20 protein-coding genes, 2 pseudogenes and 1 CRISPR repeat array are annotated in these 26,021 nt (G+C 74.3%); of the genes and pseudogenes, 11 read left to right on the forward strand and 11 right to left on the reverse strand.

Going from position 1 to position 26,021, the window contains the following annotated elements; genetic code table 11:
- Positions 1–5: 5 nt before the first annotated feature.
- Together ACFCLZ_RS03735 and ACFCLZ_RS03740 are read right to left on the reverse strand one after the other, a co-directional pair.
- A complete protein-coding gene (locus ACFCLZ_RS03735) occupies positions 6–4,463 on the reverse strand; it encodes a hypothetical protein (protein WP_380283193.1) in 4,458 nt (1,485 codons plus the stop codon).
- Positions 4,464–4,487: 24 nt separating this feature from the next.
- Complete coding sequence (locus ACFCLZ_RS03740) at positions 4,488–4,817, reverse strand: hypothetical protein (RefSeq protein ID WP_380283194.1); 330 nt, start codon at positions 4,815–4,817, stop codon at positions 4,488–4,490.
- Between the two features lie 241 nt (positions 4,818–5,058).
- Between ACFCLZ_RS03740 and ACFCLZ_RS03745 the strand changes: the two genes are divergently transcribed.
- Positions 5,059–5,292, forward strand: coding sequence for a hypothetical protein (locus ACFCLZ_RS03745; RefSeq protein WP_380283195.1), 234 nt, complete (start codon positions 5,059–5,061; stop codon positions 5,290–5,292).
- A gap of 65 nt (positions 5,293–5,357) precedes the next feature.
- On the opposite strand, the gene ACFCLZ_RS03750 is transcribed toward ACFCLZ_RS03745, so the two are convergent.
- Positions 5,358–6,863, reverse strand: a complete 1,506-nt coding sequence (locus tag ACFCLZ_RS03750) for a glycerophosphodiester phosphodiesterase (RefSeq protein WP_380283196.1) — start codon at positions 6,861–6,863, stop codon at positions 5,358–5,360.
- Between the two features lie 110 nt (positions 6,864–6,973).
- Here ACFCLZ_RS03750 and ACFCLZ_RS03755 point away from each other — a divergent pair, with 110 nt between their 5' ends.
- The gene (locus ACFCLZ_RS03755; RefSeq protein ID WP_380283197.1) at positions 6,974–7,576 is read left to right on the forward strand and encodes a TetR/AcrR family transcriptional regulator; all 603 of its coding nucleotides are present in this window, start codon (positions 6,974–6,976) and stop codon (positions 7,574–7,576) included.
- Positions 7,577–7,895: 319 nt separating this feature from the next.
- Here ACFCLZ_RS03755 and ACFCLZ_RS03760 read toward each other — a convergent pair whose 3' ends face one another.
- Positions 7,896–8,522, reverse strand: a complete 627-nt coding sequence (locus ACFCLZ_RS03760; RefSeq protein ID WP_380283198.1) for a class I SAM-dependent methyltransferase — start codon at positions 8,520–8,522, stop codon at positions 7,896–7,898.
- 386 nt (positions 8,523–8,908) lie between these two features.
- Here ACFCLZ_RS03760 and ACFCLZ_RS03765 point away from each other — a divergent pair, with 386 nt between their 5' ends.
- The gene (locus ACFCLZ_RS03765) at positions 8,909–9,394 is read left to right on the forward strand and encodes a helix-turn-helix domain-containing protein (RefSeq protein ID WP_380286427.1); all 486 of its coding nucleotides are present in this window, start codon (positions 8,909–8,911) and stop codon (positions 9,392–9,394) included.
- A 1,124-nt stretch (positions 9,395–10,518) separates the two neighbouring features.
- A CRISPR array of direct repeats spans positions 10,519–11,780; the repeat unit is 29 nt; unit sequence CTGCTCCCCGCGCACGCGGGGATGGCCCC.
- A 23-nt stretch (positions 11,781–11,803) separates the two neighbouring features.
- On the opposite strand, the pseudogene ACFCLZ_RS03770 reads toward ACFCLZ_RS03765, so the two are convergent.
- Positions 11,804–11,983, reverse strand: a pseudogene (locus ACFCLZ_RS03770) (hypothetical protein); the annotation flags it as partial.
- Between the two features lie 403 nt (positions 11,984–12,386).
- Between ACFCLZ_RS03770 and ACFCLZ_RS03775 the strand changes: the two are divergent.
- Positions 12,387–13,103: a DUF1775 domain-containing protein gene (locus ACFCLZ_RS03775; protein WP_380283199.1), complete on the forward strand. Its 717-nt coding sequence runs from the start codon at positions 12,387–12,389 to the stop codon at positions 13,101–13,103.
- Between the two features lie 223 nt (positions 13,104–13,326).
- On the forward strand, positions 13,327–13,947 hold the full coding sequence (locus ACFCLZ_RS03780) for a DUF5134 domain-containing protein (RefSeq protein ID WP_380283200.1): 621 nt from the start codon (positions 13,327–13,329) through the stop codon (positions 13,945–13,947).
- Between the two features lie 489 nt (positions 13,948–14,436).
- Here ACFCLZ_RS03780 and ACFCLZ_RS03785 read toward each other — a convergent pair whose 3' ends face one another.
- Positions 14,437–14,859 carry a hypothetical protein gene (locus ACFCLZ_RS03785; RefSeq protein ID WP_380283201.1) on the reverse strand — a complete coding sequence of 141 codons (423 nt, stop codon included), beginning with the start codon at positions 14,857–14,859 and terminating at the stop codon, positions 14,437–14,439.
- A gap of 208 nt (positions 14,860–15,067) precedes the next feature.
- Between ACFCLZ_RS03785 and ACFCLZ_RS03790 the strand changes: the two genes are divergently transcribed.
- Positions 15,068–16,552 (forward strand): tyrosinase family protein, encoded by a 1,485-nt coding sequence (locus ACFCLZ_RS03790; RefSeq protein ID WP_380283202.1) that lies wholly within the window; start codon positions 15,068–15,070, stop codon positions 16,550–16,552.
- 193 nt (positions 16,553–16,745) lie between these two features.
- A pseudogene (locus ACFCLZ_RS03795) lies at positions 16,746–17,533 on the forward strand (SDR family oxidoreductase).
- Here the strand turns inward: ACFCLZ_RS03795 and ACFCLZ_RS03800 are convergent.
- Together ACFCLZ_RS03800 and ACFCLZ_RS03805 are read right to left on the reverse strand one after the other, a co-directional pair.
- Positions 17,523–18,143 carry a class I SAM-dependent methyltransferase gene (locus ACFCLZ_RS03800; protein ID WP_380283203.1) on the reverse strand — a complete coding sequence of 207 codons (621 nt, stop codon included), beginning with the start codon at positions 18,141–18,143 and terminating at the stop codon, positions 17,523–17,525. The pseudogene ACFCLZ_RS03795 and the gene ACFCLZ_RS03800 overlap by 11 nt on opposite strands.
- Positions 18,144–18,232: 89 nt before the next feature.
- Positions 18,233–18,472, reverse strand: coding sequence for a hypothetical protein (locus ACFCLZ_RS03805; RefSeq protein ID WP_380283204.1), 240 nt, complete (start codon positions 18,470–18,472; stop codon positions 18,233–18,235).
- Between the two features lie 253 nt (positions 18,473–18,725).
- On the opposite strand from ACFCLZ_RS03805, the gene ACFCLZ_RS03810 reads away from it, so the two are divergent.
- Together ACFCLZ_RS03810 and ACFCLZ_RS03815 are read left to right on the forward strand one after the other, a co-directional pair.
- Positions 18,726–19,577: a hypothetical protein gene (locus tag ACFCLZ_RS03810; protein WP_380283205.1), complete on the forward strand. Its 852-nt coding sequence runs from the start codon at positions 18,726–18,728 to the stop codon at positions 19,575–19,577.
- Positions 19,578–19,744: 167 nt separating this feature from the next.
- Positions 19,745–20,185 (forward strand): NUDIX domain-containing protein, encoded by a 441-nt coding sequence (locus ACFCLZ_RS03815; protein ID WP_380283206.1) that lies wholly within the window; start codon positions 19,745–19,747, stop codon positions 20,183–20,185.
- A gap of 140 nt (positions 20,186–20,325) precedes the next feature.
- Here the strand turns inward: ACFCLZ_RS03815 and ACFCLZ_RS03820 are convergent, their stop codons facing one another.
- The gene (locus ACFCLZ_RS03820; RefSeq protein ID WP_380283207.1) at positions 20,326–20,901 is read right to left on the reverse strand and encodes a GNAT family N-acetyltransferase; all 576 of its coding nucleotides are present in this window, start codon (positions 20,899–20,901) and stop codon (positions 20,326–20,328) included.
- 283 nt (positions 20,902–21,184) lie between these two features.
- On the opposite strand from ACFCLZ_RS03820, the gene aroA reads away from it, so the two are divergent.
- On the forward strand, positions 21,185–22,429 hold the full coding sequence (aroA, locus tag ACFCLZ_RS03825) for a 3-phosphoshikimate 1-carboxyvinyltransferase (RefSeq protein WP_380283208.1): 1,245 nt from the start codon (positions 21,185–21,187) through the stop codon (positions 22,427–22,429).
- Between the two features lie 343 nt (positions 22,430–22,772).
- Positions 22,773–23,741: a lysozyme gene (locus ACFCLZ_RS03830; RefSeq protein WP_380283210.1), complete on the forward strand. Its 969-nt coding sequence runs from the start codon at positions 22,773–22,775 to the stop codon at positions 23,739–23,741.
- Positions 23,742–23,818: 77 nt separating this feature from the next.
- On the opposite strand, the gene ACFCLZ_RS03835 is transcribed toward ACFCLZ_RS03830, so the two are convergent.
- Positions 23,819–24,781 (reverse strand): GNAT family N-acetyltransferase, encoded by a 963-nt coding sequence (locus ACFCLZ_RS03835; protein ID WP_380283211.1) that lies wholly within the window; start codon positions 24,779–24,781, stop codon positions 23,819–23,821.
- A gap of 501 nt (positions 24,782–25,282) precedes the next feature.
- Positions 25,283–25,966 (reverse strand): TetR family transcriptional regulator, encoded by a 684-nt coding sequence (locus tag ACFCLZ_RS03840; protein WP_380283212.1) that lies wholly within the window; start codon positions 25,964–25,966, stop codon positions 25,283–25,285.
- Positions 25,967–26,021 lie beyond the last annotated feature (55 nt).

Below are 26,021 nucleotides of genomic sequence, written 5' to 3' on the forward strand. Positions count from 1 at the left end.
CGGGGTCACCGCCCGTTGGCGCCCTTGCGCCAGAACCGCCGGCGGGTGGAGGCGGGCAGTTCGGATGCGGGCGGCTCGGCCAACGCGGTCAGCAGCCGCCGGTCGCCGCCGACCCGGTCCTCCAGCGCCTGCCGGATCGAGGCCAGCTCGCCGGCGCGCGTCGCACGGACCGTCATCAGTCCCTGATCGACGTCCGCCTTCAGGCCGTACCGGTCGACGCGGAGCAGGAAGGCGGCGACCTCCGCCGCCGGCCGGTGGCGGCAGAGGCCGTTGGTCAGTCGATGCCGTAGCGCCGACGACACCCCCACACCGACCAGGTTCGCCACCACTTCCCCGATCCGGAGGCCGTCGTGGGCCGAGGCCGCGACGGCGTCGAGCAGCACCTCAGCGCTCGACAAATGGCCCTCCCCCACCAGCCTGCTCACCAGACCGGCGGTCGCGTCGTGGGTGATCGCGGAATCGGCGATCAGCACCGCCACCCGGGGCACGGACTCTCCCGGCGCGTACCCCAGCAGCTCGGCGATCCTGGCCGTCGGTTCTTCGAGGACGACGCAGCCGGCGATCCCGTCAGCCACTCCGGAGTACCCGTTCCTGGTCAACTCTTGGAGTACGAGTATGAGTTCGGACCACGGGCGGGCCGCTGCGAGGATGCGCCACAGTTCGGTGAAGGGCGCCGACCCAGCCGATGCGACCAGCAGCTCGACGACTTCCCCGGGTGGCCGGTGCAGGACCGCAGCTCCCAGGACCGCCTGGGACGCTCCGGCGGCGAGTACGTGAGGCGCGCCGTCCGCCCCGACCGACCGCAGGAGATCCTGCCGGTCGAGATCCGGGATCGACCCGCGCACCTGCCGGTACCACGGGACGACGTCGGTGTCCGGCGGCAGCTGGTCGAGCAGCATGGCGGCGAACCGGAACCGGCCGAGTCCGTGGAGGTCCAGCCAGACGGCACGGGCGTCCGGCGTCTGCGCGATCAGGTGGAGCACGGGGAGGGCGGCCGGGTACGACCCGTGCCGGTGGAGGTGGTGCAGGAGCTCCGTCCTCCGGGCGGTGGAGGAGAGGTCCGGAACCGGGCCGCCCAGCTCCGCCCGCCTCCGCTCGTCGCCCTGCCGGTCCAGGGCGACCACCAGTTTGCCGAGCTCCTCCGTCGACTCGGACCAGGGGGCAGCCCCGAGGATGATGCCGGCGGCCCGGTCCTGCCGAGCGGCGAGCAACTCGACCAACAGCACGTGCCTGCGAGCCGGCGAAGCGGTCCGGCCGAACCACTCCGCGAACGGGCGGGCCGCCGTCCCCGAGTCCCCGAGCGCCGCCAGAACCGCGGCGATCACCGCCGGCGGCCGCTCCGTCGCCGCCCGGCACAGCGTCTCGTAGGCGTCCGCGTTCGGGAACTCGACCAGCAGTCCGGCCACCACCTCGGGCGGCTGAAGGCGGCCCAGCCGGTCGAGCACGAGGATCGCCTCCCGCAGGCCGTCGGTCCGGAACAGCTCGATGAGGAGTTCCCGTACCTCCGGGATCCGCACCGGCGGATCGCCCCGGAACGCGCCCAACACGCACCAGGTGCCCGTCGCGGACCCGATCGTGCGGGCCGCGCGGAACAGCGCGGGTGCATGGGCGCGGAAGGCCGCCGCCAAGCGCTCCCCGGGGGCCTCCTCGGCACACCGGGCGTCCAGTTCCCGGAGCAGCTCCCCGATCTCGTCGACCCGTCTGACCCGCAGGAAGGCGTCGAGCAGGACGCCGACATCGGCCGGCACTCGGACATCCGGACCCCGGCCGTCGAGGGCAACCAGCAGCTCCGCCACCTCCGCGGGGGAGCGCCCTGCGACCACGCTGAAGAGGACTCCGACGTCCTCGCCGGCCGGCGGGTGCCCCGGGCCGCCCGGGTAGTGGGCCAGGGCCGCGGCCACCTCGGCCAGGTAGGTCACGGGCCGGTCCCTGGACACCTGAACCAGCAGGTTCCTGCCGAGCTCCGGCCGAGCGGAGGCCAGCAGGTCCGCGGCGAGGAGGGCGAGGTCCTTCGCACCCCGACCCTCGGCCGCCCATGCGAGCAACGAGGCGGCGCGGTCGGGCAGGCCCTCGGCTGCCAACCGCTGCGCGACCCTCTCCGGGAGGTCCGTACCGGGGCTTACGGCCAGTCGGCGGAGCAGGGCCGTCTCACCGGCATCCCAGTCCCGGGCCCGGAGTTCGGCGAGCACGGCCGCCAGCACCTCGTCGTCGTAGCCGGTACTGATCGCCGCCACCACCGCTTCGCCCGCGGTTGCGCGCAGCTCTCCGTGACAGGCCCGGTGAAGCAGTTCGGCAAGCCGGGTCGGCGAGCGGTGGACCGTGAGGATCTGCTGCACGAGCGCGGACCGGTCCGGTTCGCGGACCGTCGCCAGCACCGGCACAAGGACCTCCACCGGCCGCTTGCGCGCCAACGCCAGCTGGAGACGGGTCACGACCGCTGGGAGCCCGCGCTGCCGGAGTACTTCCATCAGCGGCGCGAACCCGTCCGGCGGATACATGTGCGCCAGTGACGGAACGACCGCGTCGGCGAGACCGCCGTCACCGCCGGCATGGTCAAAGAAGTCCGCCGCCACGTCAGGGGGCTGCTTCGACAGCTCCGAGCAGACGGGAATCAGCAGGCGCCCAGGTCCGGCACGCATGAACAGGGCGGCCAGTCCCGCCGCCCGGTCCGGACGGAAGGGCCGAACCGCACAGCCCACCACGGCCTCGGCGTCCTCCGTCGTCTCTCCCTTCAGTAGACGCTTCAGCACCACGAGCAGATCCTCCGGCGCGAGCCGGGCGCACTCGTCGTGGACGGTGTCCAGGTGCCGTAGCAGACCTGCCTCGCGCAGCACGGCCGGCAGACCGTGCCGGTCGGAACGTCGGCGCACGGCGGTCCGGAGGACGAAGTCGGCGTCCTCGTCGAAGCCCGATCGCGGCCGCCCGATCGCCAGCCACTCGACGAGTCCGTGCAGCGGCCCCGTGGCGACCAGCGTCATCGCGGCGGCGCGCAGCTCGGCACGACCGGTCAGTGCGAGCGCCTCCAGGAGGTCTTCGGCCGCGCTGGGGCCGTGCCGGGTCAGAGCCTCCCGCATCATCTGGTGGGCCTCTGCCGACAGGTCCGCCGCGTCCAGTGCGGCCAGCAGCGGTGGCAGTTCCTCCGCCGGCCGCAGGTACCCGAGCAGCCGCTTCGCCTCGGCGCCCAGTTCGGCCCGCTTGAGAACGGCCACCCGGTCCACCAGGGCGGCCATCGGCAGGCCGCCCAGCACCCGGAGGACCGTCTCCCGCAGCTCGTCGGCCGTCGGCGGCGGCAGGTCGGCGGCGGCGAGGGCGAGCAGCAGTTCGTCCGCCGGGCGTCCCGCGGCAGCCGCTGCCGTCACCTGGAGCGCGGCCCCCGTCCGGTCCGCACCGCAGAGGGCCGCGACCAGTTCGATCAGCGCCGGGACCGGCCGCCGCAGGGCCGCGGCGCTCCACATCGCGGCGGCCGCCTCCGGAGTGGCCGGCAGGAGGCAGAGCAGGAGCACCTGGTCGACCGGTCCGACGGCGGCGAACTCCTCCAGGGACTCGGTCCCCCCGGTCGTCTGCAACTGGTACACCGCGCGCCCCAGCAGGTCCCGGGGGTCGGTGGGCGCGGGCGGCGCCGGATCGGCGGCGAGTGGTTGCAGGACCGGCGCCGGTGCGCCCACGTCGGGGAGGGCAGGTGGCACCGCGGTGCGCGGGGCCGGCCCGGCGACCACGAACTCCGTCTGGTCGACGTCCGTCAGGACACGCACGTTCTGTGGCCGTCCCCGCTTGCCGTACCGCTCGTGGAACTCCTCGATCCGGCTCTGCGCGGCGACGCGCAACTGCTCCAGGTTCAGCGGACCGTCGTCCGCGAGCAGCGCGTCCAGGACGGCGCGCGAGAAGAGACTGAACGAGCCGCCGCCCGGTTCCCGCCCGAGCTCGTCGGCTCCGACGAAGCGTGCGAACTCGCCGGCTGAGCAGGCGTAGAGGTGGGCGACCTTCCGGCCGGCGACGACGAGGGCATCCCGTTCGCCCCAGCCGACCGTGCCGCTCTTGAAGTCCTGTCGCACGCCGTTGCGGCAGGCGTCGATCAGGAACAGCACCTGGGCGGCCGGGGTCCGCTCGACCTCGTGCTTCCAGTCGATGGCGACGCAGCCGGACCAGGGCGGCTCGACCCCGGAGTGCAGGTCCTCGGGGATCAGGTAGTCCTTGCCCTCCGCGTGCAGCCCGTGGCCGCTGAGGCAGATCAGCACCGTCTCGCCGCGCCGGGCGGTCCGCAGGAAGCGGCCGACCTCGCCGTTGACGAAGTTGGAGCTGATCTGGCCGCGCGCCCGGGGCAGCACGACCCGGAACCCGCGCTCCCGCAGGGCCTCGCCGAGCCGTTCGAGGTCCCGGGGGACGAAGGGCAGGGGTGTGAAGCCCGCGAGGTCGTAGTCACTGGCGCCGAGCAGCAGCGCGGCGAACCCACCCGTCGAACCCATCTGTCGAGCTCGGCCCGTCGTGCGTCAGTGTCCGAAGACGAAGGTGATACCGCGCGTCCCCTGCACCTGGGAGCTGCCGATCAGCTGGACGCCGCCGGAGGCGGAGACCTGGAAGCTCAACTGCACCTCCTTGAGCGGCATCGGGCCGCCGCGCTCGGCGATCTGCTCGAACAGCGCCTGGAGCGCGTCGACGGTCTCCGTGAGGTTCTTGCGCAGCGCGCCGAGCGGGACCCGGCGCAGCACGGCCTCGCGGTCGCGGCCGAAGACGCCCATCGTGTCGCCGTCCGCCTCCTCGTCCTCGGTCACCCAGAACTCCAGGGAGTCCGGCTCGGCGATCGCCGGCTCGTCCGCCATGTTTTCCCCCACTGTTTCCCCCACCCCGGGCGATCAACGTTCCGGGCGCACTTCGGTGCGCCGCAGGGCGAGGATAGTCGCCGGGCACCGGCGGTTGAAGTCGATCTCACGATTCGCTGGACCGAATTGGCTCCGCCCGAGGGCGTAGCTCGGGAAGCGGCTCGGAAGGTGATCCCCGGTGTGGCTCCCGGGAGCGGGGGACGACCCGGTCCCGGCCCGGCGTCGCGCGCAGGTGGGCGAGGTGCACGCCGAGCTTGCGCTCGGAGAGCCGGCGGTGGTTCCGGACCCGGACGCCGAGATCCCCGGCATCGCGGAAGTCCTCGCCGTGTTCGATGAGCCCGAGCAGGAACCCGCAGTCGCCGTAGGTCAGGTCGGTGGCCCGGCCGTCGGCCACGGCCTGCCGGGCGTGGAAGTCGACCGTGAGCCGCCCGTCGGGCGTCCGGCCGGTCGTCGCGGCTGTCGTTCCCGGCTCTGAACCGTGGCGCCGGCCCGGCCCCCGTGCGAGGGCCGGGCCGGCGTGTGTGCCCGCGCAGTCTGCGGCTACTGGCGGGCGGAGAGCCAACCGGCCAGCTCGGCGGGGCGGTTGGTGATGACGCCGTCGACGCCGGCGGCGTCCAGGGCCTTCCAGCGGGCGGCGGTGTCGACGGTCCAGACATTGACGGCGACGCCGGCCGCGTGCAGGGCCTCGATCACACCGGGGCGGGCCGCGAGGGCGGCGTCGGCGGGGTTGTAGGCCGACAGGCCGAGGTCGCGGGCGACCGCCACCGGGTCGGCGTCGAGGTCGGCGCGCAGCAGAGCGAGCGGCAGGTCGGGGGCGAGTTCGCGGGTGTGGCGCAGGGCGTCGACCTCGAAGCTCTGGACGAGGACCCGGCCGGTCATGCCGTGGTCGCGGACGTCCTTGACGATGCGGGCGACCTCGTCGCGGGTGTGCGGGCCCTTGATCTCCAGCAGCAGACTGCCGCCGCGAGTGCGCAGGTCGTCCAGTTGGGCGGCGAGGCTCGGCACCCGTGCGCCGGCCGTGGCCGGGGCGAACCAGGAGCCGGCGTCCAGGCCGTCCAGTTGGGCGGACGTCAGGTCGCGGATACGGCCGGCGCCGTTGGTGGTGCGGTTCACCGTGTCGTCGTGCAGGACGTACGGCACGCCGTCCCGGCTGGGCTGGACGTCGTTCTCGATCCAGTCGGCGCCGGCCCGGCGGGCGACCTCGTCGGACAGGAGGGTGTTCTCGGGCGCGGCGGAGGAGGCGCCGCGGTGGGCGAACACGGTGAGCGGCGCGCCCGGCCGGCGGATGAAGGCGCCCGGGGCGAGCGCGGTGACCTTGAGGTCGTCGAAGGACACCTGCGAGCCGTTGACCAGCAGGGCCTGGCCGCCGTCGGCGCTGCGGGCGGTCTGGGTGGTGCGCATCACCTCCCGGCCGTCGAAGATCCAGCGGGCGGTGGTGCCGTGCACCTCGGCGGCGATGCGGACGTCGCGGCCGGTGCCCGCGGCGGAGGGGGCGACGGCGGTGTTGGTCACGTTCCAGGTGTCGGCGGGGGTGCGCTGGGCGAACTCCAGGCCGTTGGCGGCGGTGGTGCCGGAGCGCATGGTGGCGATCGACCACGGGGTGGCGCCGTTGGCCGGCACGTCCAGGCCGAGTGCCGTCCAGCGGGCGGCGTCGACGACGGTCTCGAAGCGGGCGGTCACCTCGATGCGGAAGTCGGTGAGGTGGCGGCCGAAGGTGATGCGGGTCTGCTGGTTCCAGTCGGTGGAGGCGCCGACGAGGCGGCCGTTCTCCACCTTCCAGCCGCCTTCGACGGCGGTCCAGCCGGCGGGGAGGCCGGGGCCGTTGAAGCTCTCGTCGACGACGACCTCGCCGGGGGTGGGGGCGGCGGGCGCAGCGGGCGCCGCTGCGGGGGTCGCGGAGGCGGCGGGGACGGCGGAGGCCGCGTGCTGGGCGGTCAGCGCGACGGTGGTGACGCCCAGTGCGGACGCGAGCAGCGCGGCGAGCAGGCCGGTGCGGCCCGTGCGGTCGTACTGCGGGGCGGAGGTCGACGGGTGACTCTTTGTCATGCGCGGAACCGTATGTGATCAAGGCCCGGCCCGGAAACCGTCGGACCGTCAACCCGGCGCCACCAAAAGCCCGTCGACAGAAATATGCAGACCGGTCTACAGTTTTCCGCATGGGAGTCAAAGGCGAGGAGACCCGTGCCCGGCTGATCGCCGGCACCCGGAGCCTGATCGAGGCGCACGGCTACTTCGGCACGGGCCTCAACCAGGTCGTGGCGCAGAGCGGCGCACCCCGCGGGTCGCTGTACTTCCACTTCCCCGAGGGCAAGGACCAGTTGGTCGCCGCCGCGCTCACGCAGGCCGGCCAGGAGGTCGAGGACCGGCTCGTCGCACTCTCCCGCGAGGGTGCCGACACGGCAACCGTGCTCACCGCCCTGGCCCGGGCCTTCGCCGACCGCCTCACCGAGTCCGGCTTCACCAAGGGCTGCCCGATCGCGACCGTCGCCCTGGAGGTCGCGGGCGGCAACGAGAGCCTGCGCCTGGTCTGCGCGGAGGTGTACGCGGGCTGGCAGCGGGTGCTCGCGCGGCGGCTGGCGGCCGAGGGCTTCGAGGCCGCCGAGGCGGACGTCGCCGCCGGGCAGGCTCTCGCCCTGCTGGAGGGCGCCGTGCTGCTCGCCCAGGTGCGCCGCTCCGTGGAACCGCTGCTCGACGCGTCCCACGCCGTACGCCACCTGATCACGGCGAAGGCGGCCCGGGTGCCGCAACCCGCCCGCTGACGCCGGTCCGCCGCTCGGCCGCTTCGGCGGTGCGCCCAAAGAATATGCAGACCGGTCTACTGATTTCACCTCGCGGCCCCGCCGCCCCTGCCCCCTCCTTGGTGGTCGACCCCGGAAGTTCCTCGGGGTGAGGTGAGGTCAGATCATGCGTGGGTCCTGGATCAGAGATTCGGGAGCGGTGTCCGCAGCGACTTCGGTGACCCCGGTGAAGCAAGGACAGCTGGCTCCAGCCGGCGATCAAGGCGTCAGGCCGTCCGCATCGATCCGGAACCTCGCACGATCGGAGCTGCCCCGACGCCCCCGCTCCTTCCCGCCCCTGTCATCCCAAGGAGCGCCGAGCCCAGAACAGGACATGGCCATTGTCGCCCTCGGGCACGAACTCTTCGTGAACCACGTCGAAGCCGGCCCGCACGAGCCACGAGCGATTCGTCGAGGCATCCGCGTGACTCCACCACATCGCCGCCCCGCCACCGAGCCAATTCTCATCGGTCCCGGTCCAGGCCCGATGCCCGGTGGTGGCCAGAAACCAGCCCCCGGGCCGCAGCCAGGAAGCGATCCGACTCAGCAGGGCAGGCTGTTCCTCCACCGGAATATGGATCAGGGCATACAGACAGACCACGGCGTCGAAGCTCTCCTCGGGGAACTCCAAGGTCGTGGCGTCAGCCCGGATGAAGTCGGCGCCCGGCACGAGTTCGCGGGCCCTGCGGATCTGGACCTCACTGATGTCGACGCCCGTCACGCGGTGACCAGCCATGGTCAAGGACCGGGCCGCGGGGACACCGGTGCCACACCCGACGTCCAAGACGGTGCCTGTCTCCGGCAACCGGCCGAGCAACTCCTCGATCCACGATCCGTACTTCGTCTCGCTGCCGAATGCCCGCTCATAGTGCTCCGAGAGCAGGTCGTACCCTCGCCGGACCACCTCTTTGGGATCTTCAACGTCCACGCGGCGCACGCTAACGGCACATCCGCCGAGAACGCGACTCCTTTTCGCTCAGGTCCGGCTGCCAGAGCTGCCACCCTCGCGAGTGACCGCCGAGGCCGGGTAGCCCGAGAGAGCGGCTCCCTCGGGCTGCCCGACCATCCACTTCTGCTGATCGGCCTGCCCGCGATGCCCGCCTGCCCGATAGCCCCGACCGCTTCCGAACGCGTACGGTTGAAGTAGGCCGCCTACGGCCACAAGACCGAGTACCGACTGCGGGTACGCGCCCAGGTCGTGCTGCATGCGGCGCGCGGTCGCTCCAACGCGCACATCGCCCGGGAGACGGGGCTACATCTGGACACGGTGCGCGCAAGTGGCGGGGCCGATTCGCTGAGCTGGGCCTTGCCGGCCTGGCCGATCGCAAGCGTCCGGGCCGTCCACGGCGCTTCACCGCGTTGCAAGCCGCCCAGGTCAGGGCGCCGGCCTGCCAACTGCCCGCCGACACCGGCGCGCCGCTGTCCCGTTGGTCCTGCCCGGAGCCGGCCCGCGAGGCTGTCGCGCGGCGCATCACCGCGTTCGTGTCGGCCTCCACCGTGCGTCGCTGGCCGGCCGAGGACGCGCTCAAGCCTTCGCAGCACCGCTCCTGGATCTTCATCGCCGCCCGGCGTCAAGGCCAAGGCCGAGCGGGTGCTGGACCTGTATGCACGCACCTGGGGCGACGTCCCACTCGGCTGGGACGAGTACGTCATCAGCTCGCCCCCGGAAGAGCGAGAGCGCCGCGCGTCAACCACACCTACGGCCGCGGCGGGGCACTGGCCCACCTGGCCGCCTATGACGTCCACAGCGCGAAGGTGTTCGGCCGCACCGAGCCGCGCACCGCCGACGGCACGGAGTAGCCGTCCACGCGGCCACCGCCCACGCCGGGCCCCACCGGCACGCGGGCGTGATCGGCACGGAACCGTCGACATCGGCTTGGCCCCGCCAGTGCCCGGGGCGCCGCGATCGTCGGCGAGGCGCCTGACGAGGCCGACTCCGCCGACCTGCCGCGCGCATGGGCGGTAGGCGCCGCCGGCCATCGTGCACGGCGGCGCCGGCAGCCGGTACCTGCGCGACGGCCGGCTGACGATCACGGTCCATGACGCGATCGCCCACTGGACGCTCCATCGCGGGCCCCGGCCTCCGTGGGCCCAGCACTCGCCACACGGCTCGCGGAAGGCGGCCCCGACGAATCCCGGGAGGCCCAGTCGGCGCCGGCCGCACAGAAGGCCGAGACCGACCGACGGCGCCCGACCACCTGGCCGACGACACCAGCGACTCCGCACCCCGCCAGGGATTCCTCCTCCGCCCGCGTCGCCGTCGCCGAGCCCATTGCGAACCCGGCCCGTCTCGACGGCACAACCAGACTCTTCAGCACCTTCAGGTGCTATCGCGCCCACCGCGAGCAGTTGCCCCGGCCACAGAGGTCGATCCTGCTCGCGCACAGCCGGACGAACGGCACCGGCGCCACGCGGTTCCGCTTGCGCCACGGTCACTATGCCTTGGCCATTCGCTTCGCATCAGCTGATGGAGAGGCAGATCCGTCTCGGATGAACGGGCTTCGCCCCTGTGGATGTGCAGCACACTTGGGCCAAACCCGCTGCCCGAGGACAGATCTGCCAGGCCCTCGCATCCGACCATGCCACGCCCATGCATCCGGTCCGACCGGTCACCACACCGCCGGGCGGAGCCTCATTCACCTCATCAGTACTGAGGCCCCACCAGAGATACCCTCACCTGAACCGCCTGACGGTCCAAAACTGCCCCGCGTCGTCGGCCGACATGCTGTGCACCGCCCCCTCATGCGGCACGAAAAGTCGGCCACCCCGATTTCCCAAGCACCGTATTCCCGCCACCACCCCCACCGCCCCTGGATAGGCTTCTCCCGCACCCACCACGAGTACCCCAAAGGCCCGAAATGCCCGACTCTCAACAAGTTGCAAAATCCCGCCCGCCCCGCGCCTAAACACCCAGCTCACAGAGTCTGCTCCCCGCGCACGCGGGGATGGCCCCTCCGGTGGCATGAACGGGAGTTACCTTATGGACTGCTCCCCGCGCACGCGGGGATGGCCCCGCCTCCCGGTCGGTGCCGGGGTAGGTGCCGCGGCTGCTCCCCGCGCACGCGGGGATGGCCCCTGGAGATCCGGCAGAGCGGCTATTGGCTGCACGCTGCTCCCCGCGCACGCGGGGATGGCCCCCACCGGGAGACGTCCAGCACGGTTCGGCCCTCCTGCTCCCCGCGCACGCGGGGATGGCCCCTCCCGGTCGGAGCGCGCACGGCCGTAGACCCGCTGCTCCCCGCGCACGCGGGGATGGCCCCGAATGCCGGAGGCAGGCGGCGCGGCCGGCGCGGGTGCCGTAGCGCTGCTCCCCGCGCACGCGGGGATGGCCCCCGCAGCTCAAAGCCCATTCGATCCGACACTTACTGCTCCCCGCGCACGCGGGGATGGCCCCTGACTGCCCATCCCGCCCTCGGACTTGACGATCTGCTCCCCGCGCACGCGGGGATGGCCCCTGTCCGCCGCCGCCGAGCGCACCGCGGACACCCTGCTCCCCGCGCACGCGGGGATGGCCCCTGCAGCACGGTGAGCTGGCCGTGCTGTACTTCCTGCTCCCCGCGCACGCGGGGATGGCCCCAAGTCCGTCGCAGCTCAGCTCTACGCTCAGAACTGCTCCCCGCGCACGCGGGGATGGCCCCGCCGATGCCGATTTCGTGGGCGGCGGCAGCATCTGCTCCCCGCGCACGCGGGGATGGCCCCATTCTGAAGGGAATGGGCGGATTCTTCGACGCCTGCTCCCCGCGCACGCGGGGATGGCCCCCCGGGGTTCGCCTTCGCCCACGTCGCCGGGGCCTGCTCCCCGCGCACGCGGGGATGGCCCCACCGACGGCTACGTGAAGCCGGTCAAGCCGGACTGCTCCCCGCGCACGCGGGGATGGCCCCTCGTGGGCGCCGAGGCCGGGACGGTAGCGCGACTGCTCCCCGCGCACGCGGGGATGGCCCCTGCCGGTAGTCACAGCTGCCGATCAGGACACCCTGCTCCCCGCGCACGCGGGGATGGCCCCTTCCCGTGCTCATTCGCGATGGAGCAGTTCGACTGCTCCCCGCGCACGCGGGGATGGCCCCCGGGCCGAGGAGGCGCGGGAATACTCCGTGAACTGCTCCCCGCGCACGCGGGGATGGCCCCCGCCCTTCTCCTACCGGGCAGCCGCGTTCATCTGCTCCCCGTGCACGCGGGGTTGGTCGCGCGTTCGGTGACGGCAGGGGCGCTCAGCCCGGGCTGGTAGGGCAAGCGTTTGCCAGTGCGTCGCAGGAGTGGTGCGAGGTGGGCACGGGCTGGTCGTCGGCCTTCGGGAATGAGGTGTCGTCGATCGCCCATGCCTCGGACGGGATGGCGGCGGTCGTCTTCCCGGCAGTCCGCCGCAGCACCGGTGTGTGGTCCCACGGCGACTGGCTGACGAACTACTGCCGGGCCTGCATGGTCCCGTCTGGCAGCCGGTCGGCCATCTGCTGGATCGGCTTGCGTCGCCCGTCCAGCACCGGCCCGTGCGGATGTCAAACCGCCTCCTGACGCTGGTCCTTGCGCGCAAGGGACGCGTACACCTCCCCAAGATCTACCTCGTCGTCGGCGGCCGGGGCCTGCCGCTGTCGATCGTGCGGCGCCACCGCGTTCGCCCAGGTCCCGGACAGGATCCGCATCCCGCGCGCCACCCCGGGCCGCCCCCACTCTCCCCGACCGCCGACACCGAGGGCGATTCGGCCGCGGCCCCATGAGCGGCGCGGGCCCGGCTGGTGCACGATGGCCGGGTCGTGGTCGTGCCGGGAGCGGCCACCGTCGGACGGGAGAGTTGCCATGTCCGTGTCCCGCTCACGCGCTGTCGCCCGCGTCGCGACCGCCGCCGCGTCGGCGGCCGCCGTGGTCGCGCTGACCGCCACCTCGGCCCTCGCGCACGTCGAGGTCGAGTCGGACGACGCCCGGGCCCTGGCCACGAATGTGACGGTCGCCTTCACCGGTGAGGCGGAGTCGGGCACCGCGGGTCTCACGAAGGTGCAGGTCGTCCTGCCCGAGGGGATCGCCCCGGGCGACGTGGCGCTCGCCGGCGCCCCGGCCGGCTGGACGTTCACCGCCACCGGGGACGGCTACACGGTCGGCGGGCCTGCGCTGGCGGTGGGCCAGGACGTCGTGCACAAGATCACGATCAGGCAGTTGCCCAACACGGACGAGGTGGTCTTCAAGACGTTGGAGACCTACGGCGACGGCCACATCGACCGCTGGATCGAACTACCGCAGAACGGCGTGGAGCCGGCACATCCGGCTCCCGTCCTGAGGCTCGCGCCGGCGTCGCCCGGTGCCACGTCGCTCCCCCCGTCCACGGCCTCGCCGAGCACCGGCCCCACGGACACCGCGGCCGCAGGCACCGCCGCACCGAGCGTGTCACCCGCCGCCGCCGGTGACGGCGGCGGCTCGTCGCCCGCGCTCCCCCTCGCCGTCGGCATCGTCGTGCTCGCCGCCGCTGCCGCCGGCGGCTGGTGGTGGCGGCGTGGACGGGGCCGGGATTCCGCGGGCTGAGCGGTCGCCCGGTCGCCCGCTCGCCACGTGCTCGCCTGCGTGGCGCGCGCAGGCGGAGGTCCGCCCCGTCCGGTCATCCGGTCTCGCCGGGCGTCGTACGGCGGCCCGGCCTACCGTGGAAAGGGAGCCCGCGGGGCGCTCACCGGGCGAAGGGCCCCACCGACGGCCCGAACGTCACCCGGCTCCACCGGGGCCGGGGCGCGCCCGTGGAACGGGGGTTCCCGTGCATGAACCCGTGATCGCCACCGCCCTGCTGATCGCCCTGACCGGCTGCTGCACGGTCCACTGCGTCCTCGTCGTCGTGGGCCGTGGCTGCCCGGACCGTCGGCTGGAGCCGACCGAGATCGTCATGGCGCTCGCCATGGTCGGGATGATGGCACCGGCGTTCGACCCCCTGCCACCCGCCCTGTGGGCGGCCCTGCTCGCCGCTTCGGTGGTCCGGCCGGCGCTCCTCCTGGTGAGGCGGCTGTGCCGCCATCCCCGCTCGGCGTTCGCGGGCGGCTGGAGCCACTACCCCCACCACGTCCTCAGCGCGGCCGCGATGGCCGCGCTGGTGCTGTGCGCGGCACCGGCGCACCAGCACGCCGGTGGCGGTGCCGCCCACGGGGGCGTCGGTTCCGCCGTGCCGCAGTGGGCGCTGCTCGCCCTGGCCGCGTACTTCCTGGGCTACGCCGTCCGCGGCGCCGGCTCGTTGCTCCCGCGCCCGGCCACCGACGCCGGGCCCACCCGCGCCGGCGGACCCGCCACCCTGACCCCGTCCTCCCTGGCCTCGACCGGTCTGGTCGCCGCGCGACGCACGGTGATGGCGGTGGGCATGTTCTACATGCTGCTCGCCATGAGCTGACGGCGGATCGGCCGACCGCACGCCGGGGCCGGGCCCGCTCCGAACCTCCGAGGCACGTCGACTGTTCGTCAGTTGTGACGTGCCGCAGTTCTGGTCACTCCCCGTTGCCGCGGCCGCGGCGACGGAGGGTGACCGCCGACGCGCCCGGCCGGGCTCCCCGCGCGCCCCGCGGAACCCCGGCCTACCTTGGAGAACGGGGGTACGGCCACCGGAACGGGGATTCCCGTGCAAGAGCCCGTGATCGCCACCGTCCTGCTGATCGCGCCGACCGGCTGCTGCGCGGCCACCGCGCCCCCGCCGTCGCGGGGCGCCGCGGCCGGGGACCGGTCCGACCGGAGCGGGGCCGACCCGCGTCCGCGGACCGGCCCCGCCGAACTCGCCCGCCCCGGCCTCAGCCGACCTGGCTGCCGTGCGGCGCACGGTGAGGCCGGTCGGTGTGGTCTCCGCGCTGCTCGGCACGGGCCGACGGCGGGCCGTCCGTCGACCGGGTCACGCGTCGTCGCGCCGAACCGCGAGGAAGCTCGCGGTCTTCCCGGCGGGCGCGCCCCCGTGGGGCTCCGCCCGCAGCACCGTCCCGGCGAGGACCATCCGCTGGCCGATCCCGGTCTCCCAGTGGCGCAGGACGACGCCGTCGTACTCGTAGTGGAAGTCCGCGATGGGCGGCCGGCCCCGGCCGCTCAGGGTGAACGAGGCGCGGGACGAGGCCTTCGCCCTCCCCGTCATATCCATGACGATCAACGGCTCCGCCCCCGGATCCGAGAGGATCAGCTCGCCGTTGACCGAGCCGTCCGGTTCGGCCGTCAGCCTCAGCTCCGCCTGGGCGAACCGGAGCTGGTTGAAGTCGTCGACGGGTTCCGGCACCTCGAGAAAGCTCCGGTACGTGTACGTGCCGGTCAACTCCATGACGTTCATGTCGTCCCTCCTGGACAAGGTGAGGCGGATCGAGCACCTCGTTCCAGGGTCCTGCGCCCACCCCGCTCCGTCGGCGCTGCGCGTCCGGACAGCGCGCGCGGTTCACCCTTCCGAACGTCCGCAGGCGAAACGCATGTGCGGCGGCCGTCGCCGCCGGTAGGAATCCGGGGCGCCCGACGAGGGTGTCCCGCCCGAACCCAGGAGTGACATGTCGAACGGTACGTTCGTGCGACGAGACGCGAGCAAGATGACCGAGTGGGATCCGGTCCTGTACTGGTACGCCCGGGCCGTGGGGAGGATGCAGCAGCGGCCACCGACCGACCCGACCAGCTGGGTCTTCCAGGGCTGCATCCACGGCATCCCGCCCACCGTCACGCAGACGCACGAGGCCTTCAGCCAGTGTCCGCACGGCGGCTGGTTCTTCCTGCCGTGGCACCGGGGCTACCTCTGGTACTTCGAGCGGATCATCCGGGCCACCATCAAGGAGATCGCCACCGAGGAGAACATCACCCCCGACCCCTCCACGACCTGGGCCCTGCCCTACTGGGACTACGCGCTGGACACGCCCACCAGGACCCCGCCCCCGACGTTCACCTCGCGCGCGCTTCCGGCGGCCTTCCGCAATCCGAAGATGCCCGACCGCCCGGGCGGCACCGCCCTCACGGTCGACAATCCGCTCTTCCTCCGGGACGACCTGGAGCCGACGACCGAGGACGAGTTCTGGCAGACCCCGCATCGTTTCAAGGGGAAGAACTCCGCCGTCCAGATCCTCCGCTACTCGGACCTCAATCCCTTCACGGCGATGAGCGAGACGATCTTCTCCGCCACGAAGAGCCGGTCGACGGTCCAGCCGACCTTCGGCAGCGAGATCAGCTACACCGTCATGCCCCACTTCCAGCGCGGCTTCGGCGAGCTGGAGAACGTCCCGCACAACCAGGTCCACGGCGGTGTGGGCGGCTGGATGGGCCGGGTGGAGGGCTCCGCCCGTGATCCGATCTTCTGGCTGCACCACTCCAACATCGACCGCCTCTGGTCGGGCTGGCTGGCGAAGGGGAACCTGAACCCGGACCACACGTCCTGGCTGGACCACGAGTTCATCTTCTTCGACGAGGACGGGCAGGAGAAGCGGACCACCGGCAAGGTGGTCCTGAGCGACGCGCAGAACTACTCGTACGCGTCGCTGACCGACGGGGCGGGCACCCGCCCGCCGATCGTCCCCCCGGCCACGGCCCCGCAGGCGGGCGCACGGGTCCTGGCGGCCTCCGCCGCCAACCCGCGCCAGCCGCTCGACGTCCAGGCGGCGACCACGGTGTCCCTGGAGCCGAGCGGCGTCCAGGGGGCCCTGCGCTCGCTCGCCGCCGCCGACGAGCCGCAGACCAACCTCATCCTCACCGTGCACAACGTGCACACCACCATGCCGCCGGGGACACCGTTCCACGTCTTCCTCAACGGCCCCGACGGCGACCTCGACCCGGAAGGCCCCTACTTCGTCGGCTGGATCTCCTTCTTCGGCATGGCCGGGGCCGGTGGCCACGACGCCAGCTACGACGTCACCGAGCAGGTCCAGCGGCTGACGGAGCAGGGCCTGCTGCCGGACGGCCCGCTCACCGTCTCGATCGTGCCGTCGATCCCGCAGCCGGCGACGGCCGGCCCGAAGCCCGGCTTCGAGAGCGTCAGCCTCACCAGCATCTAGGCGCACCCGGCCGACGACCCGTCGCCCGGAGCCGGCGGCCGCTGCGGATCATCCGCAGCGGCCGCCGGCCCGGTCGTCACGTGGCCGCGCGCGCAGACCTCCGGCGTGCTCGGACGTGACGGCGACCGGCCTCCGGAACCGCTTCCCCGCAATTGATTTGACGTCACGTCATGGCCGGTCGACGATCGCTGCCATGGCGATCGACCAGAGACCCCCTCACCTCCCCGCCGCCCGGCCGGTCGCGCTGGTCACCGGGGTCGGGCGGACGGTCGGGATCGGTGCCGGGATCGCGCGGCGGCTCGCCGAGTCGGGCTGGGATGTCGGCTTCACCCACTGGACGCCCTACGACCGCCGGATGGCCTGGGGCGCCGAGGCGGTCGCCGCCGGAGCTGTCGCGCGGGCGCTCGCCGACCGGGGGCGGCGAGCGCGGAGGTGGAGGCGGACCTGGCCGAACCGGAGGCTCCGGGGCGGGTGTTCGACGAGGTGGAACGTCGGCTCGGAGGTGTGACGGCTCTGGTCCTGTGCCACTGCGAGTCGGTGGACTCCGGCCTCCTCGACACCACGGTGGAGAGCTTCGACCGCCACTTCGCGGTCAACGCGCGGGCGAGTTGGCTGCTGATCCGGGAGTACGGGCGCCGGTTCGCCGGGGCGGCCGGCAGCGGCCGGATCGTCGCGCTCACCAGCGACCACACGGCGGGCAACCTGCCGTACGGCGCGAGCAAGGGGGCGCTCGACCGGATCACCCTCGCCGCCGCGCAGGAACTCGCCCACCTGGGGGTGACGGCCAATGCGGTCAACCCGGGCCCGGTGGACACGGGCTGGATGACGGACGAGGTGCGGACGGAGGTCCTCGGCCGTACGCCGCTCGGTCGGCTCGGCACGCCCGAGGACACCGCGAACCTCGTCGCCTTCCTCTGCTCCCCGCAGGGTCAGTGGGTCAACGGCCAGCTGCTGTCGAGCAACGGGGGCTTCACGAGCTGAACGAGAGGACCAGGACGGTCCAGTGGACGTCGGAGCGGCCGTGCAGGTCGCGGCGTTCGGTGTGCAGCAGGGGGTGCAGGCCGCGGGTGCGGGCGAGCGCGAGGGTCTCGTCGGCCGGGACGTCGTACATCCGGCGGCCCGGCGGGACGGGGCCGTGGCGCACGGTGAGGAAGAGGCGGCCGGCGGGTGCGAGCAGGCCGGCGAGGGCGTCCATGGCCCGGGGGCGCTGGTCGGGGGCCAGGTGCATCCAGACCGCGGTCAGCAGGACGACGTCGAAGCGCGCGCCCGCCGCGCCGAGCCGGGGCAGGGCGGGCAGGGCGTCGTCCGTCCAGCGGACGCCGCTGCCGGCGTGCAGGTGCTCGCCGATCCGGCGCAGTTCGGCGGTGGGTTCGGCGGCGACCACGCGGTGGCCGAGGGCGGCCAGCGCGGCGGCGTCGCGTCCGCTGCCGGCGCCGATGTCGAGGACGTCGGCGGGCGCGGGCGGGAACAGGTGCAGGGCCTCGCGGTGGACCTCGGCGAACGTGACGGCCTCGTACTGCGCCGCCAGTCGTTCGGCCTCCTCGCCGTAGCCGGCGGTGCCCGCCGGGCGGTCCGTACGCGTCTCCCCCATGTCCGCTCCCCCTGCGGCGCCCCGGCGACCGACGGTCGGCCGTCAAGGAACCGCGTCAACCTTACCCGGATGGGCGTCACGCTTTGCGGTCAGGCCTCACCCGGGTGCCAGGCGGGCCACTCCCAGGGGTGGTCCTCCCAGCGGACGCGGACCGGGTCGCGCGGGTCGAGGTCCGGGAACAGCTGGTGGAGCCGCGGTGCGAACTCCTCCGGACCGAGCGGCTCCCAGCCGTGGCCCTCGAAGTGGACCAGCCGGTAGCGGCTGTCGGTGCGGAACTCGGCGACCTTGACCTGGGGCTGCGCCGAGCCGGACGGGCTGTTGGTTTCCATGCCCCCAGCATGTGGCGGACCTCCGGGGAGCGCACCCGGGGTACGGCAGGCAGCGTACCGCCGGGGGCGCGAGCGGGTCCGGTCGCGCCCCGGGGACCCTCTTCCGGGTCATGTCCAGCCGTCGGCGCGCTCGTTGAGTACGGCGAGCGGGGCCCTGCGGCGGCGCCGGACCGGCCCCGTTCCCGTACGACCGGGCGTCGGCGACGGGGAGCCGCCGGGGAGCCGGAGCAGGCGATGGCAGGAGGACGAGGACATGAGCGCGCAATCGGCAGGCGGCGGGACACCGGCGAGCGGCGGTCCGCCGCCGCGCGGACCGGTGGTGGGCGGACCGGTGACGGGCGGGGCGGCCCGGGCGGGCGGGGCGCGGCCGACGGGCGCGGGCCCCGGCCCGGTCAGGAAGCCCTCCGGCGTCGTGCAGTGGCAGTGGCCGGCGCAGGCGTGGCAGCCTCCGCCGGTGCCGGCGCCGCCCGCGGCGCCCGGTGAGCCGCCCGCCTGGGAGGCGATGGCGGCGGCCGCCGAGGCGGGCCGGCGGCGCCGGCGGCGGATGTGGGTGGCGGGCTCGGCGGGGATCGTCGCCGGGCTGGCGGCCGTGCTGGCGATGTGCGGGCCCGGGCCGGGCGAGGAGTCGTCCGGGGTGGTGGCCTTCCCCGGGCCGTCCACGGCGCCGCCGCTCCCGCCGTCCCCGGCCGCCTCACCGGCGGCCGACCGACTGCCGGTACCGGCTCCGTCCCCGCTGCCACCGCCGACGACGACGAGCGGCGAGGGCCCGCGGCCCGCCACCCCGGCGGACGCGGCGGGCGAGCCCCAGCCGGGAGCCGTGCCCCGGACCGACGGCGGGGACCACCCCGTGTCGCCCCGGCCGAAGGCGAGCCGTTCGCCGCGACCGGCGCCCACCCGGTCGGCGGGCGCCCCGGCCGGCGGCCCCACCCCGGCGTCCGCTCCGGCGCCCGGCGCCGCGCACGCGCCCTCCTCCGCCGTGAGTGCGCCTCCAGCGGGCGCGGCACCGGGGGCGGAGGCGGGCACCATCTGCGACCAGGCCGAGCGGTTCGGCCGGTGGGCGGCCGGCTCCGAGCAGGCCCGCCTCTGCCGCAGCATCTACCACTGAGCCGCAGCCTCCAGCACCGAACAGGCGGACCCCCTCCGCGGAGGTGGACCGGGCGCGGCCACGGAGGGCGGCGGCCGGCCGCCGCCGGCGGTACGCACCGGCTCGGCCGCTCCGGAGCACGCCCCCCGCACGGAACCGCATCATCGCCGGCTGGAAGAATCACGGCCATGTTCGAGCACGAAACATCTGAGGCCGTTCCCGCACCGCTCATCGTCGTGGCCGCCGCCGTGGTCGAGGACGGCCGGCTCCTGGTCGTCAGCAAGACAGCGGCACCGGACGTCTTCTACCTCCCCGGCGGCAAGCCGGATGCCGGGGAGGAGCCGCTCACCGCGCTGACCCGCGAGCTGGCCGAGGAACTGGGCGCGGCCCCCGTCGGACCGTGCCACCTCGTCGACATCGAGGCGGTCGCGGCGCTGGAGGGCGTGCCGATGCGGATGGCGGTCTACGAAGCCGGGCTGGACCGCACGCCCGCCCCCGCCGCCGAACTCGCCGACCTGCGCTGGACGGACGGCCTCGACCCGGCCCTGCGGCTGGCTCCCGCTGTCCGCGACCACCTGGTGCCCCTCCTGCGCGAGCGCGGGCTGCTGCCGGAGCCGGCCCGGGGCTGATCGACGGGACGCCCCGGCGGTCGGCCGCCGGGGCGCTGCCCCCCGAACCGGGTCGGAACGGGTGACCTTTCCCCGACCCGCCCAGGGTTAGGGAATTGACATCACGTCAGCTCTCGCACGCCCCCGGCGCCGCGTCACCGCTACCGGGCGGCGAGCGCCTTGGTCAGCTTCTCGAAGCGCAGGTCGGGGCGGAGCGGGATTCCGAAGCGCTCGTCGCCGTACGGGAACGGCGCGTAGTCACCGGTGCGCCGGAAGCCCCGGCGCTCGTACCAGGCGATCAGCTCGGCACGCTGCTCGATCACGGTCATCTCCATCTCCACCGCGCCCCACTCCTCGGCCGCGTACCGCTCGGCCCGCGCGAGCACGGCCCGCCCGAGGCCGCCGCCCTGGCGGCCGGGGCGCACCGAGAACATGCCGAAGTAGGCGCGCTCGCCCCGGCGCTCCAACTGGCAGCAGGCCAGCAGGTCGCCGTCCAGCTCGGCGATCAGCACCACGCCGTCGGGGTGGGTGACGGCCGCGGTGACGCCCTCGGTGTCGGTGCGCCGGCCCTCCAGCAGGTGGGCCTCGGTGGTCCAGCCGACCCGGCTGGCGTCGCCCCGGTAGGCGGACTCGACCAGGGCGAGCAGGGCGGGCACGTCGGCGGTGGTCGCGGTGCGGAAGCCGAGCCGGTCGGTGTCGACGGACTCGGCGGCCGCTCGGGTGCTGCTCTCGGGCACGGGGGCCTCTTCTCGGGCGGGCCCGGACGGTGGCCGGGCGGGGCGGCGGCCGTTCCGGCCGATCCCTGGCATCGTGCCACAGCCGCCCGAAGCCCCGACCTGCCCGGACACCGTCCGCGCCACCTCCGCCCGGCCGCTGCGCGAGCCCCGGCCACCAGCCGTCCGGCAGCCCGTCCGGCAGCCCGTCCAGCAACCGGACGACTCCCCGGGCGCCGCGCCGCCTCCGGCAGGATGGCCGGGACGTCCCCGCCCTCCCACCCGGCCCACTCACCACGGAGGCCCCATGACGACCGTCGAGATCCCCGGCTCCAAGTCGGTGACCGCGCGGGCGCTGTTCCTCGCCGCCGCCGCCGACGGCACCACCACCCTGCTCCGGCCGCTGCGCTCCGACGACACCGAGGGCTTCGCCGAGGGCCTGCGCGCGCTCGGCTACACGCTGACCCTGGAGGCGGACCGGTGGACGGTCGAGGGCCGCCCGCAGGGCCCGGCCCGCGACGCCGAGGTCTACTGCCGCGACGGCGCGACCACCGCCCGCTTCCTGCCCGTGCTCGCCGCGGCCGGGCGCGGCTCCTTCCGCTTCGACGCCTCCGCCCAGATGCGCCGGCGCCCGCTCGGCCCGCTGACCGGGGCGCTGCGCGCCCTCGGCGTCGACCTGCGGCACGAGGAGGCCGAGGGCCACCACCCGCTGCGGATCACCGCCGACGGGGTCCGCGGCGGCGAGCTGAGCCTGGACGCGAGCCTGTCCTCGCAGTACCTCACCGCGCTGCTGCTGCTCGGCCCGCTCACCGAGCAGGGCCTGCGGATCACCGTCACCGACCTGGTCTCGGCGCCGTACGTGGAGATCACCCTCGCCATGATGCGGGCCTTCGGCGCCACCGTGACGCAGACCGGCCGGGTCTACGAGGTCGCGCCCGGCGGCTACCGCGCCACCGCCTACCCGATCGAGCCGGACGCCTCGACGGCGAGCTACTTCCTCGCGGCCGCCGCGCTCACCGGCCGGGAGCTGACCGTTCCCGGGCTCGGCAAGGACGCGCTCCAGGGGGACCTGCGGTTCGCCGACGTCCTGGCCCGGATGGGCGCGCGGGTGGAGATCGGCGCGGACCGGGTCACCGTCGAGGGCCCCCGGGACGGCCGGCTGTCGGGCCTGACCGTCGACATGCGCGACATCTCCGACACCATGCCGACGCTCGCCGCGCTCGCCCCGTTCGCCGACGGGCCGGTGCGGATCGAGAACGTCGCCAACACCCGGATCAAGGAGTGCGACCGGCTGGACGCCTGCGCCGACAACCTCCGCCGGCTGGGCATCGACGTCGCCACCGGCCACGACTGGATCGAGATCCGGCCGGGCACCCCGCGCGGCACCGGACTCGCCTCGCACGGTGACCACCGGATGGTGATGTCGTTCTCCGTCACCGCGCTGCGCACCCCCGGCATCACCTTCGACGAGCCCGGCTGCGTGCGGAAGACCTTCCCCGGCTTCCACGAGGTGTTCGGGCGACTGCGCGAAGAGTGGGCGACGACCGGCTGACCGCGGCGCGAAGAACCGGCGGTGCGACGGCGCCGGCGGCGGCCTCCCGCAGCCTTCCCGCGCACCGGCCCGACCGTCCCCCGCCCGGCCCGCCGTCGCCGCGTCCGCCCAGGTGGGCGGCGCTCCGGGGGGCCGGGCGGGACGGCGGGGCGGGCGGAGTTCCGCGCGCGAAGGGGAGCGGAAAGGTGGGGACCATCGCCATGTGACGCCCGTTCAGGATGTGACCACCGATACCTGGCGGGCTGGCACGTACATGGCTACCCTGCTCCAGCCGGTTGCCGTCCCCGGCACACCGGCTGTCCGCAAATTCCCACGGGTCGTCACCACGGACCAGAGGAGTGTCATGCCCAGCACTTCCCGCTCCGCCAGCCCCACCCCCAGCACCCGCATCGGCACCCGCACCAGCAGGCAGGGGAACCGCCGGCTCCCCGCGTTCGCCGCCCTCGCCACCGCGGTCGCCCTGGCCGTCGGCGTCGCCGCCCCGGCGTACGCGGCCGAGCCCGCGTCCGGCACCGCGTCCCCCTCCGACGCGGCCTCCGCCGAAGCACTCTCCACCGACAACTCCGCCGCCCGGCGCGGCGGTCAGCTGCCGCCGATCCACCCCGAGCTCGACTTCGCCGGCTCCACCGTCGCCGCCCACGAGGGCCGGGAGCCCGGCGCCGCCCCCGCCGCCGCCCTCGCCGTCACCCAGACCCCCGGTCTCGACGTCTCCAGCTACCAGGGCAACGTCGCCTGGTCGACGGTGCGCGCCAACGGCGCCCGCTTCGCCTACGTCAAGGCCACCGAGGGCACCACGTACACCAACCCCTCCTTCGCCCAGCAGTACAACGGCTCCTACAACGCCGGCCTGATCCGCGGCGCCTACCACTTCGCCCTGCCGGACCGCTCCTCCGGCACCGCCCAGGCCAACTGGTTCGTCGACCACGGCGGCGGCTGGTCGAAGGACGGCAAGACCCTCCCGCCCGCGCTCGACATCGAGTACAACCCCTACGGCGCCACCTGCTACGGCCTCAGCCAGAGCGCCATGGTGAGCTGGATCCGCTCCTTCAGCACCACCGTGCACACCCGCACCGGCCGGTATCCCACCATCTACACCACGACCAACTGGTGGACCGCCTGCACCGGCAACAACGCCTCGTTCGGTGCCACCAACCCGCTGTGGATAGCCCGTTACGCCTCCAGCGTCGGCACCCTCCCGGCCGGCTGGAGCTACCAGACGATCTGGCAGCACGCCGACTCCGGCACCTTCCCGGGCGACCAGAACCTCTTCAACGGCGCCTTCGACCGCGTCCAGGCCCTCGCCAACGGCTGAGCCCGGCACCGGGGAACCCGCCCACCGGCCCGGGCGGGCGCGGAATCGTTTCCGCGCCCGCCCGGGCCCGGCGGCACTCAGCCCGCGGGCACCGGGAGGACCAGCTCCCAGGTGTCCACCGCGAACTCCGCCGCCATCCCGTGCGCCTCGTAGAGGCCGAGCGCCCCGGTGGCGTTGGCGGTGTCGACGCCGAGGGCGACCCGCTCACGGCCCAGGGCGGCGTAGTGGCCGAAGAAGTGGCGCAGCAGGTAGCCGCCGAGGCCGCGCCCCCGGGCGGCGGGCAGGACGCCCAGCCGGTCCGCCCACCCCCGGCCGGCCCGGTCGTCGCGGGTGCGGAGCACGGCCACGTCGCCGACGCCCTCCAGCGCGGCGATCCAGGTCAGCGACCAGTCGAGGTGCGCTCCGTCGATGTCCTCCCACCACTGCTCGAAGGTGCGCGGCCGGAAGTCGAAGTCCCCGGCGAAGGTCTCCTGTTGGAGCCGGTGGGCGGCGCGGCGGTCCTCCTCGCGGCGGCAGTCCCGCAAGGTGACGCCCGGCGGCGGCGCGGGGACGGGGTCGGCCTGCGCGTCGACCGGGCGCGCCATCACGTGGTAGCGCCGCACGCTCTCCCAGCCGCGCCGTTGGATCGCCCCGGTGTCGAGCGTGGGCCGGGTGTTCAGCAGCAGGTGCAGGACGGCCCGGGAGGCGCCGTTGGCCGCCGCCCGCTGCACCGCCCGGCGCTCCATCAGCGCGAACAGGTGCAGCGCGCCCGCCTGGTACTGCGGCAGGACGTACTGGTCGAGGTCGATCCGCTCGCCGCCGGAGCGGTCCCGGACGAGGCCGTAGCCGACCAGCTCGTCCCCGTCGGCGAGCAGCCAGGAGTCGCGCTGCAGGTCGGTGCCCGGGTGCTCCAGATCCGCCCGGACCTCGGACAGTTCGGTCTCCGCCCGGCCGATCTCCACCAGGTCCACCCGGTTGAGCAGGTCGCGGACGGCCGGGGCGTCGTCCGGCACGGCGGGCCGCACGGTGAGGCCGGCGGGCGGGAGAGGGGTCGTGGTCATCCTGATCGCTTCCTGGTCGGGGCCCGGGGCCGGCGGGTGCCGGAGGGCCGTCCGGACAGCCTGCCCGGCCCGGCGTGCGGTACGCGTGCAACCGCCGCGTCACGCTGCACCGCTCGCGACGGAAGGGACGGCGCGACGGAAGGGACGGCGGGTGGCCGGTAGGGGATGGCGGTTCACGCGGCCGGCGGGCCCGGGCTTCCTGCCGCGCCCGCGAGCGGCTCCGGCAGCAGGTCGGCCGGGCCTGGAACCGGCCCCGCCGGACCGCACCGGGGAGCAGGACCTCGTCCGACTCGCCCGGCACCGGCGCGAGTTCACCCGGCGGACGTCCTTCGCCCCGGCGGCGGTGTCGCCGGGCGGCCCCCGGTACCAGGCCGACCCGTTCTTCCGGACCGGCGACCGCCCCGGCTCCGCCCTCGACCACCGGCTCGCCTCCCGGCGGCCCTGGCGGCGCCCGGACCGCCGGGGCGTACGGGGCGTACGGGGCGTACGGGGCGGCGCGGATCAGGCGGACTGTACGGACCCCACGGACTGCACGACCCGTGCGAACGGCGCGGCGCCGACGAGCGCCGTGCCGCGGTCTGCGCCGGTCAGCGCCTCCAGCAGCAGCCGCCAGGCCGCGTCGTACGCGCCCGGGGCGGCGCCCTCCGACGGGCCGAAGGAGACGTGCGGGGCGCCGTGCAGCACGGCCAGCAGCAGCTGGGCGACCAGCTCGGGCGGACGGGGCGCCATACTGCCCTCGCCCTGGGCCCGGCGGATCAGCACGATCAGGCCGCGCTGCACGTCCTCGAAGATGTCCGGCGCCTCGGCCGGGGACGGCCGGACGGGCTGCGGCTCGGCCGGGTCCGGGATGTCGGTGGCCAGCCGGAGCGCCGCCCGCAGGCGGACGTCCTCGTGCAACCGGTGCGCGAGGTCCAGCACCAGCCCCTCCAGGACGACGGCGGCCTCGGCGCCCGGGACGTCGCGGGCGATCCGCATCTCCTCCCAGACCTTGCGCGACTGCGACATCAGCGCGCCGGCGAGCGCGCGTTTGGACGGGAAGTGCCCGTACAGCGCCCCCTTGGTCATCCCGGTCCGCTGCGCCACCGCGTTGAGGGTGGCCCGGCTGTACCCCTGGGCGGAAAACTCCTCGGCCGCGGCGTCCAGCACCTTCTCCCTGGTCCGCCGCGCCCGCTCCTGCTTCATCATGTGCCCTCCCTGAGGGAAGAACATACCTTTCTGAAGGAATGTTCTCAGCGGCGGC

Source organism: Kitasatospora purpeofusca, assembly GCF_042691725.1.
GTDB classification, from domain to species: domain Bacteria; phylum Actinomycetota; class Actinomycetes; order Streptomycetales; family Streptomycetaceae; genus Kitasatospora; species Kitasatospora purpeofusca_B.

Coding starts and splice junctions, on each gene's coding strand:
- ACFCLZ_RS03735 (WP_380283193.1), bottom strand. CDS start 4,463: ATGGGTTCGACGGGTGGGTTCGCCGCGCTGCTGCTCGGCGCCAGTGAC.
- ACFCLZ_RS03740 (WP_380283194.1), bottom strand. CDS start 4,817: ATGGCGGACGAGCCGGCGATCGCCGAGCCGGACTCCCTGGAGTTCTGG.
- ACFCLZ_RS03750 (WP_380283196.1), bottom strand. CDS start 6,863: ATGACAAAGAGTCACCCGTCGACCTCCGCCCCGCAGTACGACCGCACG.
- ACFCLZ_RS03755 (WP_380283197.1), top strand. CDS start 6,974: ATGGGAGTCAAAGGCGAGGAGACCCGTGCCCGGCTGATCGCCGGCACC.
- ACFCLZ_RS03775 (WP_380283199.1), top strand. CDS start 12,387: ATGTCCGTGTCCCGCTCACGCGCTGTCGCCCGCGTCGCGACCGCCGCC.
- ACFCLZ_RS03785 (WP_380283201.1), bottom strand. CDS start 14,859: ATGAACGTCATGGAGTTGACCGGCACGTACACGTACCGGAGCTTTCTC.
- ACFCLZ_RS03790 (WP_380283202.1), top strand. CDS start 15,068: ATGTCGAACGGTACGTTCGTGCGACGAGACGCGAGCAAGATGACCGAG.
- ACFCLZ_RS03800 (WP_380283203.1), bottom strand. CDS start 18,143: ATGGGGGAGACGCGTACGGACCGCCCGGCGGGCACCGCCGGCTACGGC.
- ACFCLZ_RS03805 (WP_380283204.1), bottom strand. CDS start 18,472: ATGGAAACCAACAGCCCGTCCGGCTCGGCGCAGCCCCAGGTCAAGGTC.
- ACFCLZ_RS03810 (WP_380283205.1), top strand. CDS start 18,726: ATGAGCGCGCAATCGGCAGGCGGCGGGACACCGGCGAGCGGCGGTCCG.
- ACFCLZ_RS03815 (WP_380283206.1), top strand. CDS start 19,745: ATGTTCGAGCACGAAACATCTGAGGCCGTTCCCGCACCGCTCATCGTC.
- aroA (WP_380283208.1), top strand. CDS start 21,185: ATGACGACCGTCGAGATCCCCGGCTCCAAGTCGGTGACCGCGCGGGCG.
- ACFCLZ_RS03830 (WP_380283210.1), top strand. CDS start 22,773: ATGCCCAGCACTTCCCGCTCCGCCAGCCCCACCCCCAGCACCCGCATC.
- ACFCLZ_RS03835 (WP_380283211.1), bottom strand. CDS start 24,781: ATGACCACGACCCCTCTCCCGCCCGCCGGCCTCACCGTGCGGCCCGCC.
- ACFCLZ_RS03840 (WP_380283212.1), bottom strand. CDS start 25,966: ATGATGAAGCAGGAGCGGGCGCGGCGGACCAGGGAGAAGGTGCTGGAC.